At 44.0% G+C, this 16306-nt stretch carries 21 protein-coding genes; 15 read left to right on the forward strand and 6 right to left on the reverse strand.

Annotated features, from left to right (window positions below):
* Positions 1-55: 55 nt before the first annotated feature.
* From VF06_RS34925 to VF06_RS34940, 3 genes are all read right to left on the reverse strand, one after another.
* Complete coding sequence (locus tag VF06_RS34925) at positions 56-256, reverse strand: hypothetical protein (protein ID WP_099068255.1); 201 nt, start codon at positions 254-256, stop codon at positions 56-58.
* 305 nt (positions 257-561) lie between these two features.
* Positions 562-780, reverse strand: a complete 219-nt coding sequence (locus VF06_RS43175; protein WP_244918099.1) for a hypothetical protein — start codon at positions 778-780, stop codon at positions 562-564.
* 153 nt (positions 781-933) lie between these two features.
* On the reverse strand, positions 934-1302 hold the full coding sequence (locus VF06_RS34940; protein ID WP_099068252.1) for a hypothetical protein: 369 nt from the start codon (positions 1300-1302) through the stop codon (positions 934-936).
* A gap of 318 nt (positions 1303-1620) precedes the next feature.
* On the opposite strand from VF06_RS34940, the gene VF06_RS34945 reads away from it, so the two are divergent.
* On the forward strand, positions 1621-1887 hold the full coding sequence (locus tag VF06_RS34945; RefSeq protein WP_143861927.1) for a hypothetical protein: 267 nt from the start codon (positions 1621-1623) through the stop codon (positions 1885-1887).
* Positions 1888-1967: 80 nt separating this feature from the next.
* Here VF06_RS34945 and VF06_RS34950 read toward each other — a convergent pair whose 3' ends face one another.
* Entirely contained in the window at positions 1968-2327 is a 360-nt protein-coding gene (locus VF06_RS34950; RefSeq protein WP_099084301.1) for a KGK domain-containing protein, read from the reverse strand.
* 294 nt (positions 2328-2621) lie between these two features.
* Positions 2622-2801: a hypothetical protein gene (locus tag VF06_RS39890; RefSeq protein ID WP_143867294.1), complete on the reverse strand. Its 180-nt coding sequence runs from the start codon at positions 2799-2801 to the stop codon at positions 2622-2624.
* Positions 2802-2930: 129 nt separating this feature from the next.
* Here VF06_RS39890 and VF06_RS34960 point away from each other — a divergent pair, with 129 nt between their 5' ends.
* From VF06_RS34960 to VF06_RS35025, 14 genes are all read left to right on the forward strand, one after another.
* Positions 2931-6542 (forward strand): deazapurine DNA modification protein DpdA family protein, encoded by a 3612-nt coding sequence (locus tag VF06_RS34960; protein ID WP_099084302.1) that lies wholly within the window; start codon positions 2931-2933, stop codon positions 6540-6542.
* 404 nt (positions 6543-6946) lie between these two features.
* A complete protein-coding gene (locus VF06_RS34965) occupies positions 6947-7279 on the forward strand; it encodes a hypothetical protein (protein ID WP_099070908.1) in 333 nt (110 codons plus the stop codon).
* A gap of 65 nt (positions 7280-7344) precedes the next feature.
* Positions 7345-7626 (forward strand): hypothetical protein, encoded by a 282-nt coding sequence (locus VF06_RS34970; protein ID WP_143861871.1) that lies wholly within the window; start codon positions 7345-7347, stop codon positions 7624-7626.
* Entirely contained in the window at positions 7626-8717 is a 1092-nt protein-coding gene (locus tag VF06_RS34975; RefSeq protein ID WP_099070910.1) for a LamG-like jellyroll fold domain-containing protein, read from the forward strand. Before VF06_RS34970 ends, VF06_RS34975 begins: the two co-directional genes overlap by 1 nt.
* A gap of 252 nt (positions 8718-8969) precedes the next feature.
* On the forward strand, positions 8970-9269 hold the full coding sequence (locus tag VF06_RS39895) for a hypothetical protein (protein WP_143861872.1): 300 nt from the start codon (positions 8970-8972) through the stop codon (positions 9267-9269).
* Positions 9259-11487 (forward strand): hypothetical protein, encoded by a 2229-nt coding sequence (locus tag VF06_RS34985; protein ID WP_099070912.1) that lies wholly within the window; start codon positions 9259-9261, stop codon positions 11485-11487. The genes VF06_RS39895 and VF06_RS34985 overlap by 11 nt, the downstream gene beginning before the upstream one ends.
* Positions 11487-12305, forward strand: coding sequence for a hypothetical protein (locus VF06_RS34990; protein ID WP_099070913.1), 819 nt, complete (start codon positions 11487-11489; stop codon positions 12303-12305). The genes VF06_RS34985 and VF06_RS34990 overlap by 1 nt, the downstream gene beginning before the upstream one ends.
* Before the next feature lie 117 nt (positions 12306-12422).
* Positions 12423-12965 (forward strand): hypothetical protein, encoded by a 543-nt coding sequence (locus VF06_RS34995; RefSeq protein WP_099070914.1) that lies wholly within the window; start codon positions 12423-12425, stop codon positions 12963-12965.
* Positions 12962-13183: a hypothetical protein gene (locus VF06_RS35000; protein WP_099070915.1), complete on the forward strand. Its 222-nt coding sequence runs from the start codon at positions 12962-12964 to the stop codon at positions 13181-13183. The genes VF06_RS34995 and VF06_RS35000 overlap by 4 nt, the downstream gene beginning before the upstream one ends.
* A complete protein-coding gene (locus VF06_RS35005; RefSeq protein WP_099070916.1) occupies positions 13180-13683 on the forward strand; it encodes a hypothetical protein in 504 nt (167 codons plus the stop codon). Before VF06_RS35000 ends, VF06_RS35005 begins: the two co-directional genes overlap by 4 nt.
* The gene (locus VF06_RS35010) at positions 13680-14024 is read left to right on the forward strand and encodes a hypothetical protein (RefSeq protein ID WP_099070917.1); all 345 of its coding nucleotides are present in this window, start codon (positions 13680-13682) and stop codon (positions 14022-14024) included. Before VF06_RS35005 ends, VF06_RS35010 begins: the two co-directional genes overlap by 4 nt.
* Complete coding sequence (locus VF06_RS35015; protein WP_099070918.1) at positions 14024-14455, forward strand: hypothetical protein; 432 nt, start codon at positions 14024-14026, stop codon at positions 14453-14455. The genes VF06_RS35010 and VF06_RS35015 overlap by 1 nt, the downstream gene beginning before the upstream one ends.
* 196 nt (positions 14456-14651) lie before the next feature.
* Positions 14652-15086, forward strand: a complete 435-nt coding sequence (locus VF06_RS35020) for a hypothetical protein (RefSeq protein WP_099070919.1) — start codon at positions 14652-14654, stop codon at positions 15084-15086.
* A gap of 88 nt (positions 15087-15174) precedes the next feature.
* Complete coding sequence (locus VF06_RS35025) at positions 15175-15495, forward strand: hypothetical protein (RefSeq protein ID WP_099070920.1); 321 nt, start codon at positions 15175-15177, stop codon at positions 15493-15495.
* 394 nt (positions 15496-15889) lie between these two features.
* Here VF06_RS35025 and VF06_RS35035 read toward each other — a convergent pair whose 3' ends face one another.
* Complete coding sequence (locus VF06_RS35035; protein ID WP_099070922.1) at positions 15890-16192, reverse strand: hypothetical protein; 303 nt, start codon at positions 16190-16192, stop codon at positions 15890-15892.
* Positions 16193-16306: the final 114 nt, after the last annotated feature.

Consider the following 16306-nt stretch of genomic DNA (forward strand, 5'->3'; position numbering starts at 1 on the left):
CGGGGGCGCGCCACGTTCGACGAGTGCCTCAAAGGAAGCAGCGTATAAGTTCCAGTTAAACTTGCTCATCGTTGACCTTCTTTTCTGTCTGACAGATTTCATAGTTCAGGTCAACCATCGCTTGGTAGGCATCCCCGACTGATGCATTCGATTCGTAGCCTTTTTTCTCTATCTCTTCGTACTCAGGATGCTGGTTAATTTCAGCAATTAACGATGCAACCTCAACTACTAATTCGGAAAGCGGTTTGTTACTCATGACTCTGCCCCCAATCGCTGCATTGTCCGTAACCGGAGGTTTGAGTAAGGCGTTCTGAAATGCGGTTGATGGCTGGGTTGTCGCTCGCGGGTAATGGTTTACCTTGGAGGTAAGCGGCGGAGATGTCGGCGCATTCCTCTTTGCTAGCGCCGTTGCCCAAGAGTTGCCCCTCTGGGAAGCCTACGCTGTGAATTTCATTGCTTGGGTACTGTTGATCGGTCATAATTTTGATGGGTAATTTTACTTTGTGAAATTAGCCAATCTATTGGGGCGATCGCGCGTTCTTGGCAGATCTGGATCGCCCCTCAAAAATCGGCTTTACTGGCAGACGTACTGTTGAAGTTGGTAACAACCCAGACCTGTAAGGAATTGCGGATTGTTGGTTTAATCTCAATTGGCTGACGGGTGTCAAGGCAAATGGCCCGTCCATCATTGAGTTTTACGTGTAAATTTTTACCAGACTTCGAGCGAGAGAAAAGTTGCCCAGGTTCGAGTATTGCCCAGGTAACCGGAGCTTTCCCCACCACATATTCGGCATGATGGCTGTCATACCCTTCTGAAAGTGGGTCGATAGTTAAGTCTTTCCACTCCTTCTTCCTCCCTTTTCGACTGGTATTAGCGATTGGGAGTCGCCCATTCGYGGTCTTGTCGGCGGTCTGTTGTTCGGTCATAGTGGCTTAATAGTCGCTCAATAGTGGAGGTGTTAATTCTGGCTGARGCGGTTGTGCAGYAATGRTTTGAGCGTTTTTCACCTCTAGCACAGCCGTYGTATTTTCACCTCTGAGGTTGGTGACAAKCTCATCTGAAAGGGTTGTAGACGTTATTTCTGTTGCCAGTTCAAGTAGATCGTCCTCACCCAAGTAATCGCACCAGGCGACGATGAACCCCGGAATATCCAGGAATCCCCATTCTTTGTGTTGGTATGCCACGCTGGTTTCTTCCCTCAATGAAAGAAAAATGAGGGCGTTCAATCCCGTGGCTTGAGTGCGGGTAAGGCTGTTTGCGATGTCGCTGATGATTTCTGCTGGGGTTTTTGCTAAGTTCATAAGGTTTAGCCTTTGCGTTAATCTGCGTCGGTTGTCGGTCGTCCCCTAGCAGGTCTTTGGCGTTCGCTCARTGCTGGCAGGCTGCTATCTCTGCCTGGTTTGGGGTATTGGGTGTCAGGTTTTGGCGAGTAGTTGTATTGGATTTTCAGAAATCCAATATTTAGTAGTATTGCATATCCAGATACCTATAAGCAATAATGGATTTCTGGATATGCAATAATTGGGGTGTCGAGCATGGAAAGAAAAAATGGCAAGAACCGGTCGCCCAAAATCGGGCAGAGAAGTTATAGGAGTGAGCTTAAAGGTACATCCAGAAGCGTGGGAGCTATTCCAAGAGCTAGCGCAAACTATGGGACTCACCAGATCGCAGCTTTTAGAGAAAATAGCAACAAATCAAATACAAATATCTCAAGACAGTACTCAGATGGTGCAGTCACTGGGGAAGTTGTCAGCCAACTAATTGAGGAAGCAGAGAAGCAACTGACTTACCACGAGCAGCAGGCTGAATTATTAAGAGACAGGCTCCAAGAGCTAAGACAGATCCCTGTCAGCCTCACAGATTTAAACGGACACGACACCCAATAAGCCGTCCTAACCATTACTGGCAGGACGGCTTTATTCATGGATATATCGCCTACTGTCATCAGTGGGCGGTGTATCTGTCGCTATTGAGTGTCTAATTGCGATCGGAGGTCGGCGAGTGGTGATCTTGGATCTTTTGCCTGAGTCGGCTCCTGTTCATCGGGGACAAACTCAAGTCGGAACCGAAATCTTCCTTTTATCCAGCCTCCGCCCTTGACTCGCAAGACCTCACAGGGAAACCCTTTCTCAGTGAACCATCTCAACTCAGCGCTTTCATACCTGCCAGTTCCCCTTGCCCAGGAAACAATAGCTGATGTTAGAGATTTGAATCTAACCATATCCGGACTACCAAAACAAAGTCCGCCAGAAGCAGACACAACATCTTCGTCACTCAAGCCAGCCCTGTCTTCCTCAGAGTAGCCAAGCTGATATTTCTCACTCATTCGATTTCTCTCTTTCGTAAACACAACATGGCGGCTCAAGTTCGCACCTTGATCCGCCTTCCCTAAGTTTTCCCYAAYACCCAATGCCCAATGCCCAATGCCCAGCGAAGACCTARSCCAATCAATCCGCCCCCTGGTGGACTATATCAAAACTCAAATCCCCTGCATTTGCGACAAACACGCCGAAATCCTAGCCGCCCAGCTAATCGCCGGACTCCCTGACCTCTTCCGAGAACAACCAGAAACCTTCAGCCGTGCCCTATGCTTGACCCCGCAGATGAGAAGATAGCCCAACTAATCAACCAGACCAACGCCCAGATGCAGCGACTGGGCTGGACGGTAGCCCAGGGAAGAGAGCATTTGCAGAAGTATTACGGGGTGCGATCGCGCTTGCAGTTGACCGAAGAAGAGTTGGACAACTTTCTGTTGTTCTTGCAGCTTACCGACACCGAAGAATCGCCAAAATCCACCCAATAAAAAACCCCAGTCAAGCAACTGGGGCAACAAAAAAAAAAGGATTTAATTTATGAAAAATTGTCCAAGAAAGATTAAGGAATCAGTTCTTGATGCCTTCAATTCTAACATTAACTGGAGGGTAGCACAATGATTTTATCTACCCTTAATAGTGTTGAAACAATTGCTACAACTTCCACCAAAAACAAAGCATCTACAGCATCAAAATCAGATGAAATCGCTCATCATCATTGGGAAGAGTGGAAAGACTCTGCGGTCGATGATGAGATTATCAGATTAAACGTCAGAAGCATTTATGATGCCAGAGAAATAGACAAAATACTGGGACGAAATACTACCAGGAAATGGAAACACTCAGGTGATTTAATACCAGCTTGGTGTGCTGCTGGAGTTGACCCTCTGACGGATGAGGCAACATTACAAGGGGTTCAAGTTAAGCCAGATAATACCCCAACCAACAAAGATGGAAAACCACAGAAATATATTGGTGCTAGTGGAATGGAAGCCGCACCTTTATTTCTACGGACAGTAATGGAAGCCTACTGGAAATCAATAATTGATGACATCCTTAAATTTGTAATTATTACTGAAGGAGCCAAAAAAGCAGCAGCAGGGCTATCAGCAGGATATCCAACAATCTCCATCCCTGGGGTGACAACTTGCCGTAAAAGAGGAAGACTACATCCATTACTTGAACTATTCGCCGTATTAGGAAGAACCTTCTATCTATGTTTTGACAACGACATACTGTATAAAAAAACAGTACAAGACGGGTTAATGGGATTAGCCAAAGAATTAGCCGCCAGGGGTAGCAAAGTGATGGTAATCAAACTACCACCCGGTGATGCTAAAGGCATGGATGATTACCTCTCTCTACACGGTAAAGAAGCATTTGATAAATTAATATCTTCATCTAGCACCTTTGAAGAATGGAAAGAAGAATTAGCAGAGTTACAGCTAGAACCAGATGACGACGAACCCAAATCAAAAATAGCAATGAACTTTGAAATAATTAAGGAAGCCTGGGGCGATTCTTTACGCTATAACACCCTAAAGAAAGAAATTGAATTTAATGGCTTTCCGATAGAGATTGAACATCTGAAATTATTGATAGGGCTGCAATTTCCTATCAACATTGCGAAAGATGATGCTTTCATGATTGTTGAATACATAGCCAAACAAAATTCATATTCTCCCGTTATTGATTACTTAGACGAAGTTGAGGCGAAATTCCCCGATATTGACACATCATTTTTAGACGGATTAGCCAAATTATTCTTTGGCACTGCCGATCCACTGCACGCCAAATATCTAAAAAACTTCTTAGTTGCCAGCGTCGCCAGAGCCAGAAACCCAGGATGTTGGATGGACTGTGCCCTACTGTTATTCGGGAAGCAAGGAATCAGAAAATCAACATTTTGGCGAACTTTATACGGAGATGATTTTTTCAGTGACGACCTGGGCAACAGCAGTGACAAAGATGAGCGAATGAAAATGCATCGTTTTTGGTGCTTGGAGTGGTCTGAATTTGAAACCGTCTACAAACACAAGGACGTTGAAACCCTAAAAGCATTTCTGGCCAGAAAGCACGAAACCTTTAGAACACCCTACGACCGATTACCAAAAGACTATAAACGTAGCTGTTTATTCGTCGGCACAACCAATAAAGAAGAAATATTGCAAGACCCTACCGGGAGCCGTCGATTTTGGATTATTCCAGTGTCCCGAAATATTCCCGTTGAAGAAGCACAGAAATTACGCGATCGCATTTGGGCCGCGGCGAATGCTTTGTATAAATTAGGCTACAGCTACCGTCTGACCGATGAGGAAGACGCGATGAGAGAAATCCAAAATGAGCAATACGAAGCTGTAGACCCGTGGGAAGAAATTATTGCCCCCTTAATCGAGACCCGCCAATACGTCACCCTCAACGATGTCTATGACTTACTGGCGATTGAAATTGCACAGCGTGACATCCGTAACAAAAACAGAATTACTTCTGTACTGCGGCGATTGAACTGTGAGCCAGACAGAATCAAGGTTTCAGGTAAATGGGTGAGAGTTTGGAAAGAAAACAATAATTTTCAAAAAAGTAGTGGATCTAGTGGATCAGATGAAAAATCAACGCCTGAGACGATTACTCCACAAGACTCACAGGCTGATCCCGTAGAAAACAGAGTAGTGGATCAGGTGAGGCATGATACATCACTAAAATCTGATCCCTTAGAAAATGTAAGAGTAGAAATTCCACTGTCACAGTGTCATAGCAGTGGTTCCAGCGATTTTGAACCTCAAAAATCATCAAAAATAGAAATTCCACTGTCACAGGCTCACAGCAAGGATTACAGCCCATCCGATCCACTAGATCCGGCTGATTTAGATAAAAATCCAATTTTGCCTGAAAATAATTCTGGGCAAGCACAATCAACCGATGTTTGCCCGGAGAAGTGTGACTATTACAAAGAGTTCAACATTAAGCCTGTTGCCTTCAAGCTAGATTCGGACTTTGGCACAGTTGAGGTCAGTGCCGAACCATATCACCGATTCAAAAATGGACAGAGCAAAATTTGGTTGAAGTTTGAAATGCCAGATGGGCAGGTGCGGAGCAAAACTATCAAGGCTATCACTGACAAAAAGACCCTCYCCAGATTCGCCCAAGAAACTGGAGTGATTGAAAAGTGGGAAGAGGGAGTGAGGGCAGCATTTACACCCAAGATTGAGAACCCAGACTTTAAGTTCAAAATTCGCAAGCTCGGATTTGATGACTACGAATGGATTTATGGCTGTACTCTCAAGTCGATTCCAAACCCACCAGCCACAACCCAGTTCACCTTCACAACGTCGMAGGGTCAGCCGCTATTCTTCATCGGCAGCAGCCCATCTCTGGCTAATCGAATCGTTAGCCCGGATTATCCAGCAGCAGGGGTGATGATTTCGGTGAATACACTGCGCGATCGCGTTTCCGATTTTGAAGTTGGAGACTGGATTTTAGACTCAGGTGCATTCACAGAAATCTCAACTTATGGATATTATCGTTACCCAGTAGAAGAATATTTTGGGCAAACATGCCGATGGGTTAAATGTGGCAATTTACTTACTGCCGCCACTCAAGACTGGATGTGTGAGGCATTTGTACTGAACAGGACAGGGTTGGATGTAGCAACCCATCAGCGCCTTACAATTGAACGTTTTGACCAAATAATTAGCCTTGACCCACCAGTGCCAATTATGCCTGTATTGCAGGGATACCGTAGCTCAGATTACATTAGTCACTTGCAGCAATATGGTGAGGAGCGATTACCCCTTGGGTCATGGGTAGGAGTTGGCAGCGTATGTAAACGCAATGGAAACCCTCAAGAGGTTGCGGACTTGTTGCGAGGAGTTAAATTAATTCGCCCCGATTTGCGATTACATGGGTTTGGTTTAAAAATGCTAGCTCTAGAGAATACCGAAATTAGGGAACTTCTACACAGCTGTGATTCAATGGCGTGGAGTTATCCTCGCAGATTTCAACCTGTCCCTGAACCGGAGATTCCAGTGGCTCACCGCTACCAGCAGCGCATACATACGGCGGTAACTGATTCTGTACAAAATCGCAGACAGCCGCCACCCACTGCTGGCGCTGGCAATGGGCAGGGCAGAAAGCCCAAGTGGAAATCACCCACCGAATCGGTGCGGATTCCCAAGAAATATATTCCCCGTGTGGTGGAGTTGTGTAGGGAGTGGGAGAACCAGGAATAAAAACGCGTAGGCGCAGCCCGCCGCAGGCATCGCCTTTGTGATGAGTGGGGCGATCGCGAATAATTTTGGTTTTAAAACGTATATCGGCTTTCAGCATATTCGCCCTAGCCGRTTTTGTCSYGCCGRYGATTWTAAAGATTYGTATAAATTATTTTCCTGGCGGGTTCAGTACTGCCACTCATGCTGTTGAAAATAGTTTGGCGTTATCACTTCCTGTTTTACCTCGTGGCACGGTTAAACAGGTATACTTTTGTTTTTGAAAATCAGCAGTCTTTCTAGAACCTAGTCTTCACAATATATAGAGACTGTAAACTTACTTCCGAAATTACATAAAAGTGGAAGATTTACGATTTCTTTAATTAGCCATACAACGGATTTATTCACTTCAATAAAAAATTCGGTTTATGGCGGAACCAACTTTAGTGCAAGTATTCGGCGCCAACGCCACCCAAGACGCTACAACAATAACAATTACCAAGGCTGATTTGGTGGCAGTAGGACTAACAGCGGGTTCTAACAACACCGCAGAATCTTTACTAACTGCAATTATTTTAAGAGCTAAGAATTACCTGACCACTGCTAATCACGATGCAAATATCGATCAAAGTGTGACTATTACAGATGGTTATATCCCCTCATTTGTAATCCGAAACGATGTTCAATACAGGCAGGACACTGTTACCGTGGCATTTGAAAAACTAGCAGGTAGCACAACGATAGACCCTGACGATTACTAATGTCACTGTTACCTTTAACCCTGGCTCAACTTTTTGGTGACAGATCGAGCCAGGATTCACAGTACTTGGTCATACAGAAAGCAGATTTACCCTTAACTGCGAACTCTAATAACAGCGCTGAACAAGTATTAGCGGCTATTTGTTTAAAAGCGCTTGAATCTATGCAAGGAAGCATCACCGACGAGTATGGCGATATTATCCCCGACGAGAATGGATCGGCTTTAATCGAATACGATGAGAGCGATTTGTATGAATTTCTAAGAATATTCAGGTGGGCGAGTTATTACATTTCTAGAAATTCTGCTTATTACGAAAGGAAGCAAATCATTATTCAGCACTTCAGATAATGACACAAATTAAAGATAGAACCGAATTACTGACGCTAAAAGATGATGACTTACTCGTAATCAGCGATTCCGCGAGTAATGTCATCAAAAAGTTGAAATGGTCAACCGTAAAAAATTACTTTCAAAGTGGTGGTAGTCTTGCACCGTGGAAATACATTAACTCCAACTACCTTGCATCTACCGCAGAAAGATTAATGATTGATGCATCCAGCCCGATAACAATAACCCTTCCTAGTAGCCCCCAAATAGGTCAAGAGAACGAATTTTCTATCATCCGTGGCAGTGCTGGCGTATCACTTAATTTTAATGGCAACAAATATTTAGGGAATAATCCGATAGTCAGTTCCTATAAGACTTTGAAAACACCAGCGAAATTGATTTATGAATCCTCTACAAATGGATGGTTCTGCGCTAATCCTGACTTGATTGCAGCGAAATCCTATGAACTTGAAATCCTCGACAATTCGCCTTGGGCTTATTACCGCCTGAATGAATCAAGCGGTACTGTCGCCACTGATTCATCAAGTAATTCCAGGAACGGAACCTACCAAGGTGGTGTTAGTCTTCAGCAAACCGGAGGATTAAGTTATGCCAGCAATAAAGCGATTTCACTCAATGGAAACACAGGCTACATTTCCACTTCAACATTGGTAGCTAGCCCCAATACTTTTTGCTACGAGTGCTTGTTCAAAACGTCAACCGCATCAGGTAGTTTGTTTGGCTTCTCTATCAATCAATTAACTGGGGGCGGGAGTTATGATAGAGAACTTTACTTATCGAGTGGAAAGTTAAGGTTTTATGCCTATAACGGTAGCAGCCAAATCCTCGAAACAACCTCTACATACAATGACAGCAAGTGGCATATCGCTACAGCATACATGTCACCTTTTGGCATGAAACTGTTTGTGGACGGGGCTTTAAAAGCATCTAATTCTGTGGTAAATGGCGCTTCTTATAGCGGATATTTTCATATTGGATATAGCGTATCAGGTGGATTCTTTAACGGTTTAATTGACGAGCCAAGCATTTGCCTGACAAATATTCCTGGCGATTCAAAGATTATTCAGCAACATTTGTCAGCGTTAGCATGAGGGTTTCAATTCATGAGTTATTGCAATATCGGCGATAAAGCTTTTGTCACCTACACCACAGAATCCGGTGAAAGGATACGCAGAGAGTTCGTTGGTTCTCCCATTGACGTGAGTATTACTCCAACATCGCCCGGTAGTTTCAGGTTTTACGGGGTAGGAGATGACGGGCTTAGCTATGAATTGTTCGCCACTGGTTATGAACCGTCGTATGTTCGTAACGTGTCCTTTAATAACAGAGGATACACCCCAGCAATGGACGGTATCACCTTACGAAACGACAGTTATTATTACGTATCTGGATACGGTATCACTGTTATTACAGCACCAGTAACAAAACGGCGTATTCACGTTGTTGGCACTGGTGTGGATTTTTACGATTATGTGGCGGGTGATGATGGAAATTACAAAGTATCCTGCGGCGATGAATGTCCGGAGGGATTTTGTAAATGTCCATCACCGGAATACCCAGGATATTGCTGCCTGGATTGTACTGCTACCGCTGCAAGTATTCATGCCATCACTGATGATCTGAAGGTGAGAAATGGCAGATAGTTGCTCTAGTTTGTCGGCGGAAATTGCAGCATTAAGATCGGAAATAGCACGAATTAAATCTATCGATGAAAATGCTTTAATATCTCGTGCAGTTGAAAAAGCAAAAGAGGTAATCCTACCTGCGGCTGCCATAACTGCAACGGGTATTGTAGTCAACAAAACGACTCCAATCATTGGTCGTGTTGACGCCTTGGAGCCACAAGTTTATGATGCTGTTCTTGGCGGGCAAGCTGGCAAACAAGCAAAAGCCAAGGTTGAAAATTTAGAACAATACGTTAACGTTGTTGATAGAAAAGCCGGAACAGCGATTAGTGATGCCGCTAGTGCTTCTCGGCAAGCTCTCAATGCAGCCAATGAAGTATCAGGATTAAAAGGAGTTGTTGAAGGAGTAAAGAGTAATGTTAATAAGCTTGGAAATTTAATTTCCAAAATAGAATCTATCGCCGGCGAAGCACTTTTTAAAGCTGGCAGAGCGATAGGATTGAGTGAAGATGCAATTCGAGCTACAGGGCGTCTAGCTGGTAGAATTCTTGAAATTTTTAATATTGTTAGCACCCTGTTCACGCTAGTTGAACAGCTAGCAACTTTAAACACTTTAGGCGATCGTATCGATGCTGTAGAGAGGGCTGTGGAAGCGCTAGGTGGCGATGTCTCCAGAATCCTTGGTAAGTTGTTAGGTTTGCAAAATCGTATTAGTGCTAACGAATCTCAAATATCGCAGGTTCGTAGCATCGCCATAGACGCGAGAGGTATTGCTGATGCCGCGAATCTAAAAGCTGGTGCAGCACAAGTTACGGCAGAGAGAGCGCAGAGTTCAGCGTCTACAGCACAAAGTACAGCTAATCAAGCTCAAAATACCGCTGATGGCGCGGTGCGGAATGCCAAGCAAGCAAATGATAATGCCACCACCGCTTTTAATAAGGCTAATGAGGCTAAGGGTATTGGCGAACAAGCCAAAGGATTGGCAGGGCAAGCACTACAAAAGGCTGGGGAAGCTCTGGGGCTTGCGGTAACTGCTATTTCTCTTTACCAGGGAATCAAGTACTTGAAGGGACTTAAAGGTGACCCAGGATTGCCAGGACGACCAGGGCGAGACGGTTTAAACGGTCGCAATGGCTTGGATGGGCGTCCAGGTAGAGACGGCGCACCGGGAATCACCCAAATTATTCAGATTCCAGGGAGACCAGGTAGGGACGGTAGAAACGGACTCAACGGGCTACCAGGTAGACCGGGACGGGACGGGCTAAATGGCAGAGACGGATTAAACGGATTACCAGGAAGGAACGGAGTAGACGCAGTGCCATACAACGATGCAGGGTTACGGGCTTTCATTGCAGGGCAGCACGCGGGGACTAGGGCAAACAGCAATGCGAATCACTTAGGAACTCAAGCTAATGTCAACGGTACGACAACGACATTAGTCGGGGCATTGTCCACTTATGTTGCAACTCAATTCACCATCGTAACTACTGCCTTAACAACAATTGGAGCGCAGTTGCTAGCTTTTATAAATTGGGCAGTCATTGATAGAGTTTTAAATCTGATGATTCTTGCCACGACAATTCACAATGGGCTGATGTTAAGCAACAATCTTGCTCAAACTTTGACAAGTGCTATTGGGAATTTATTAAGTGCTTTTGGCATCAAGAATAGTGAAGGTCAAGCTTTTGATGCGGGGGCGATTATTGGCAGTGCGGTAGAAGATTTCATTAAAAGTATCATTGGCGCAGAAAATTACAATACGCTCAACGCGGTGTGGAAGAAGGCTAACAGAATATACCAGGCTACAGCTAATATTTTGTATGCTATCCAATCAATCGGCTATTCAATATTGAGTGCATTAGAAGTAGTTGGTAGCTGGGTGGCTTCAATCGGTAATGCTTTGCGTAAATGGGGTGAGGTCGCTGAAAAAGCGTATCGTTGGATGAATCCCACTCCGAATTTTCAAAATAGATTCTTCACTACTTTAGAGACGACCGAGAATGTTGTTTCTCAAATAGACCAAGTTGCCAGTGAGGTTCTTTCTATCCAAGAAACTGTTACTCAAATTGGGCAGCAAAAAGAACAATTCACCAAAGCATTATCTGAAGAACCAGAATCAAAACAGGGAACATTACCACCAGAAGCAACACAAGTTAAAGCTGGTTTTGATGCTTCTAAACTTGTCAGTGTCACTGGAATAGCAATCGGTGATTCAGATAAGGAGGCTGATGAATAATGCCACTGCCAGAAGGTTTTGATGAATGGGAGAACCTACAAGAAATTGTCAGGCTGGAACACAACAAAGCTGTAAGAGCCTATTTCAAAAATCAACCAGATGATGATGTCAGCAATCCCAAGCCGAGATTAAAGCACTCTTGCTTGATGAAGGACAACGACACTTCCACAATGACGTTGATGAGAATGTGGTTGTTTGAAATAACCTGTGGTCATGCCCAAGCTTTGCAGCGACCTGTTTATGGTATTCCTTGGTATGAAGTACAATCAGAACGCACATTCAAACCACAAATAAAATTGTATTTTTTGGAGCCTTATAATTTCAACGTTCATGATGAAAATACACCACAGCTTGAAGGCGAAATTACCTTCAGGCTAATGGATGAAACTAGCGAAACTATTAGCAGAGCTAAAGCTGAAACATTAGCTAGAAATATTAAATCAGTATTCGCTACTCCGCTCTTTACATGGAATAAAGGTAAATTCAAATGCACGTATTTTGATACTGCTCGCGGCTACGAATTGAAATTATTAGTCACGAATAAAGCTGAAGGAGAAAGAATCATACGTGCTGTTTTAGATATACAAAATCACCCATTTGACAGGGAATATATACAGTTCATTGATAACGATCGCACTTATCCAAGTACCCCAAGCACACACCGAGTTTACGGGCATACAGTCAAAAAGTTCGTTCGTCGACGGATGGGAGATCTCAAATTCCGTTATGCACAACTATTAATCTGGGGTAAGCAAAATCCCGTTAACTTGGTAGCAACTAGCGGTACAAGGCTAAAAAGTGTCATCGAACGTGTGTAAGCCCAGTTGTGAGAAAAATTTGACGGACAACAATTGTTATCCGGTTGAAAAAATTGACCTGTAATCCCTGCTAGAACTGATTTACGCAAAATAATTTACACAAGCGATTCAGTAATCATGGGAAGACGTAAGAGCGTTCGCGAGATCCAGAAACAACTCCAATACGCACAAGCACGAGAAGCTTATAACCCGCCAGTAAGAGAATCCGGGGCTGCAACCCAGCGCCGTCCAAAGCTTGCTGTTAAGTATGCAGTTCTTTCGCCCCTAGCAGAAGCTGACGCTGCATTTACCATCCAAGCTTCAAAAGAAGGACTGGAATTTTTTGGGGGAATTGCAGCATTGGGTCTGGCAGCAGTTTCTACAGATCCACAAGCTCCTAGAGGGTTCAAACCAGCACGAATCCTGGCAACAGTCGCTGATGCCACTCCTCAGTTAATTCGCGCTCAAGGTAGCAACCGCCCATACATTCGTTACGGTCGCGGCGCTCGTGGAAGTAATGCTCAATATAATTACACTGCACCAATCACCGCTGACACTCCTGCTAACTTAAAGTCCAAAGTTACTACAGTTATCACAGCCAAAAAGACTGCTGTTGGTGGGGCATATGGGCGGATCTGGTTTGAGCCAGAAGATTATCCTTACTCAGCTAGCGGCGAATGATAATTGACGTTTCTACACCGATTATTTGGTATCCAGGTCAAATTGATATTGACCTGGATGAAGAAGTTACGCTCATGATAGAGCGTGCTAAAGCTACCAGAGATTTGCTCAATGGAACTCTAGAAACAGATGTCTTCCTGGATATGCTTGACGGACAAGGGTTTGATGTTTTCGATTTATCTGAAAACTGCTGGACTATCCCAGTGTTGACAGTATGACACTGCAACTAGATCTCACAGCGTTAGGGGCTTGGGAATTGACTTACTTCCAAAAGTTAGTAGGCAATCCCCAAAATCGGAGGATTAAAGCTCCTTTAATTGACCCTATAGAGCTTCCTCTGTTGACTGAAAGTCACGTTTTTTTAGTGGGTACTTCCTGGCTTGGTGCAAAACCGACTTGGATTCGGGCTGGTTATTTCTACCAACAAATTAGCGGTATTCATGTTGACGATACCGTGGTGTTTGAAGGGTTGGGGCAAGTTCCTACGACGGAAGTTGATAGTACTCGAAGACTCATTAAGCTCAATGCAGTTGATCTGGTGATATTTCCGAAGTTAGCCAGTTCTTACCGTTTGAGGTTTGAGGCATTACCTTGGATTGAACAAGTAACCTTGGGAGTTTGGGAGTACAGAGGCACGGAGACTGACACTACCGAAGATTTGATTAATGCGGTTCGGTCAAAACTAGAAACTATTGAATACAAAATTGATAATTTATGAGTCTTACTTTTACTGCTTTGGGTGAAAAACTGCCTGCTGGTTCTATTGAATTTGTTGGTAACAACCAGTTGAAATTGAATTTTACTTTGGTCACTGGAGATAGCACGCTCACACCCAATTCATCCTGTGTTGAGGCAGTTTCAAAATTGATGCGTGGGCTTGCTGCCTTGACTGAACAAGTTAATGACGATCGTGCTGCTGCCAATCCTCCACAAAGCCCGATTGAATTTGCATCCTCAACGTTGACTGGAACTCCTGCACAACCAAAGTATGTTTTCACTGTTGAGGTGGCAGTGGACACTAGTCAATTTCCTGACAATTTGATTGACCCAACAAGTTAATGACTACTACTTCTTCAACAATAGCTGTTAGTAATTCTACGAACACACCAGGAATTACACTAACTTTAGAAAGTACTGGTGTGTTTCTTGGAATTTTAGTTAGTGTTTCTGCTTTGGCTGGTGTTGCCATCAGAATCATTAGCAAGATGAATAGTATTTCCGCTTCGATTAGCCAAATTGAAATAGCCCTCAAAGAGCAATCTGCAAATGCTGAAAAAATTCGTCAGCTAGAGAAGGCTTTCGATTTACATATTCAAGAATATATAAATCGAAAAGATGTAGTACAAATGCTTTTAGGGCAGTTAGACCAAAAAATCAATCATAAGTTCAAGCGGCTTCTCTTTTACACCAGGGATGTACAGCGATTCCTACAGAAAGACACTAACTTCAAAATGCGCGAATACGAAGAAACGACCCAGCAAGAGGATTAACTATCTCGCTGGGAATTTAGCCCCTTTCAAGCGCACTCAAAAGAATATTGATTATTCCAAACCAAAAAGCGAACGTTAGGCACAGCATACCCAACATTATGTAGCGTGATTGAGGATAGCCGTAAACCCTATCACAATAGGCTATCAATGATGAAAATAACGATACCCATGATTTCAACTCATCTAAAAGTTTCATATGAGAGCAAAATTTCTTGTAGAAAGTGTGACTCAGCACTCCAGCGGTAGCACCTCAGTTTTACTTATGGCAGTCCGAGAAGGAGCCAACGATGCTGAAAACGCTGAATTCTGGAAAGCTACCCCTAATGGCAAGCTGGAGATGTGCATCACCAATCCTAATGCCAAAAACTCTTTCCAGCCAGGAGTGTATTATTGGCTGGATTTTGTACTAATCCCTGATAATCAGCCAAGTATCGATCAATCGATTGATAATCTTGATTCCCTGGATAAAGAAATACTGTTTCAGATGATTAAGCATCTCAACGATAAAATTACCGAACTAGAAACAGTCAATACCTCGCAACGTGACCAGTTGTCTCGCCGGGTGCAAGAGTTAGAACAGTTTCAGTGCGAGTGTGAAACCGCCCAGGAGTATGAACGCGATCGCAGTTAGTAGTCACGGGGGATTCACTCTAACAATTCTCCCTTTGACTCTATCACCCTTCGGCTATAATGCCGTGTAACACGGCAATAGAGGGATTATGAATAAAGGCGGTAGGACTTCAACGACTTGGGAGAGCGGCAGCGCTTGGCGAAGTGGAAAGACGAAATTGATTCGTGTTCCAGAGGCGATCGCGGATGAAGTGATGTGCTGCGCTAGAGAGATTGATGCTGGTAAAGCCGTGTTACACGGCAATAGAGCGGATATAGTCGAAAGCGCGATCGGCCGATATACTGAAATGCGCCAGGGCAATCGCCACCCAAACCAGCACTCTAAGGGAAAGGAACTGGATACCTCATCGCGTACTTGGGACGAACTGCGACGATTTGAGGGTTGGGTTAAAAGCCAGCAAATTGAGTAGTATTTGAGTAGCGACAACTTAATTTAGTGTTGCTAAAAATCTAGATAAAAATAATAGTTTGAGTAGCATTTGAGTAGCAAAGACAAAATAAATCACCAAAACACTTGCTAAGCAAACATCTCGCTGAATTGTGTATGGAATTAGTGGAAATGCAAGGGTGGTGAGGTATTGGGTATGGGGCATGGGGCATGGGGCATGGGGCATGGGGCATGGGGCATGGGGCATGGGGCATGGGGCATGTTGACTGGGAAATCAGGATTTATTCTCCTTGTCTCCCTTGTCTCTCTTGTCTCCCTTGTCTCCCTTATCTCCCTTATCTCCCACCCTGCGGGTTTGCGCTAGCGTCTCCCAAAGAGAAGCTAAAGCTACATCCCCTCATCTCCTCATCTCCTCATCAAAGAGTCTGGTGGATTAAATCAGCAAAGCCATAAAGGCTAATAATCAGCAGTAGTAAGGCTGTGACTTGTGTAATTCGTGTTTGGGGAGAAGGAGCGATCGCTTCCCGGACTAAAATTGAAATAGATGCCCCGACTACTAAGCTCAAACCTAAAATTAAATATGGTGGTCTGTCAGGTAAAATACTCGCTATGGCCAGCATAGCGATCGCTAAAAACAACATCAATAATTCTACAAACCGAGGCGGGTTGTATTGGCTAGATAAAATTAAACTATTGAACCAAAAATACCAAGATCTCATAGTCAGTATTCAGTACTAAATGCTGAGCTGAGTGCTGAGTTACCAAAGACACGATTAACCCAAGTCTTTCCAAGAGTTGTGAGTTATGTAGTTACTTTTGGGATTTCAGGAAAA

It is taken from the genome of Nostoc linckia z4, from assembly GCF_002608075.1.
GTDB lineage: Bacteria > Cyanobacteriota > Cyanobacteriia > Cyanobacteriales > Nostocaceae > Nostoc > Nostoc linckia.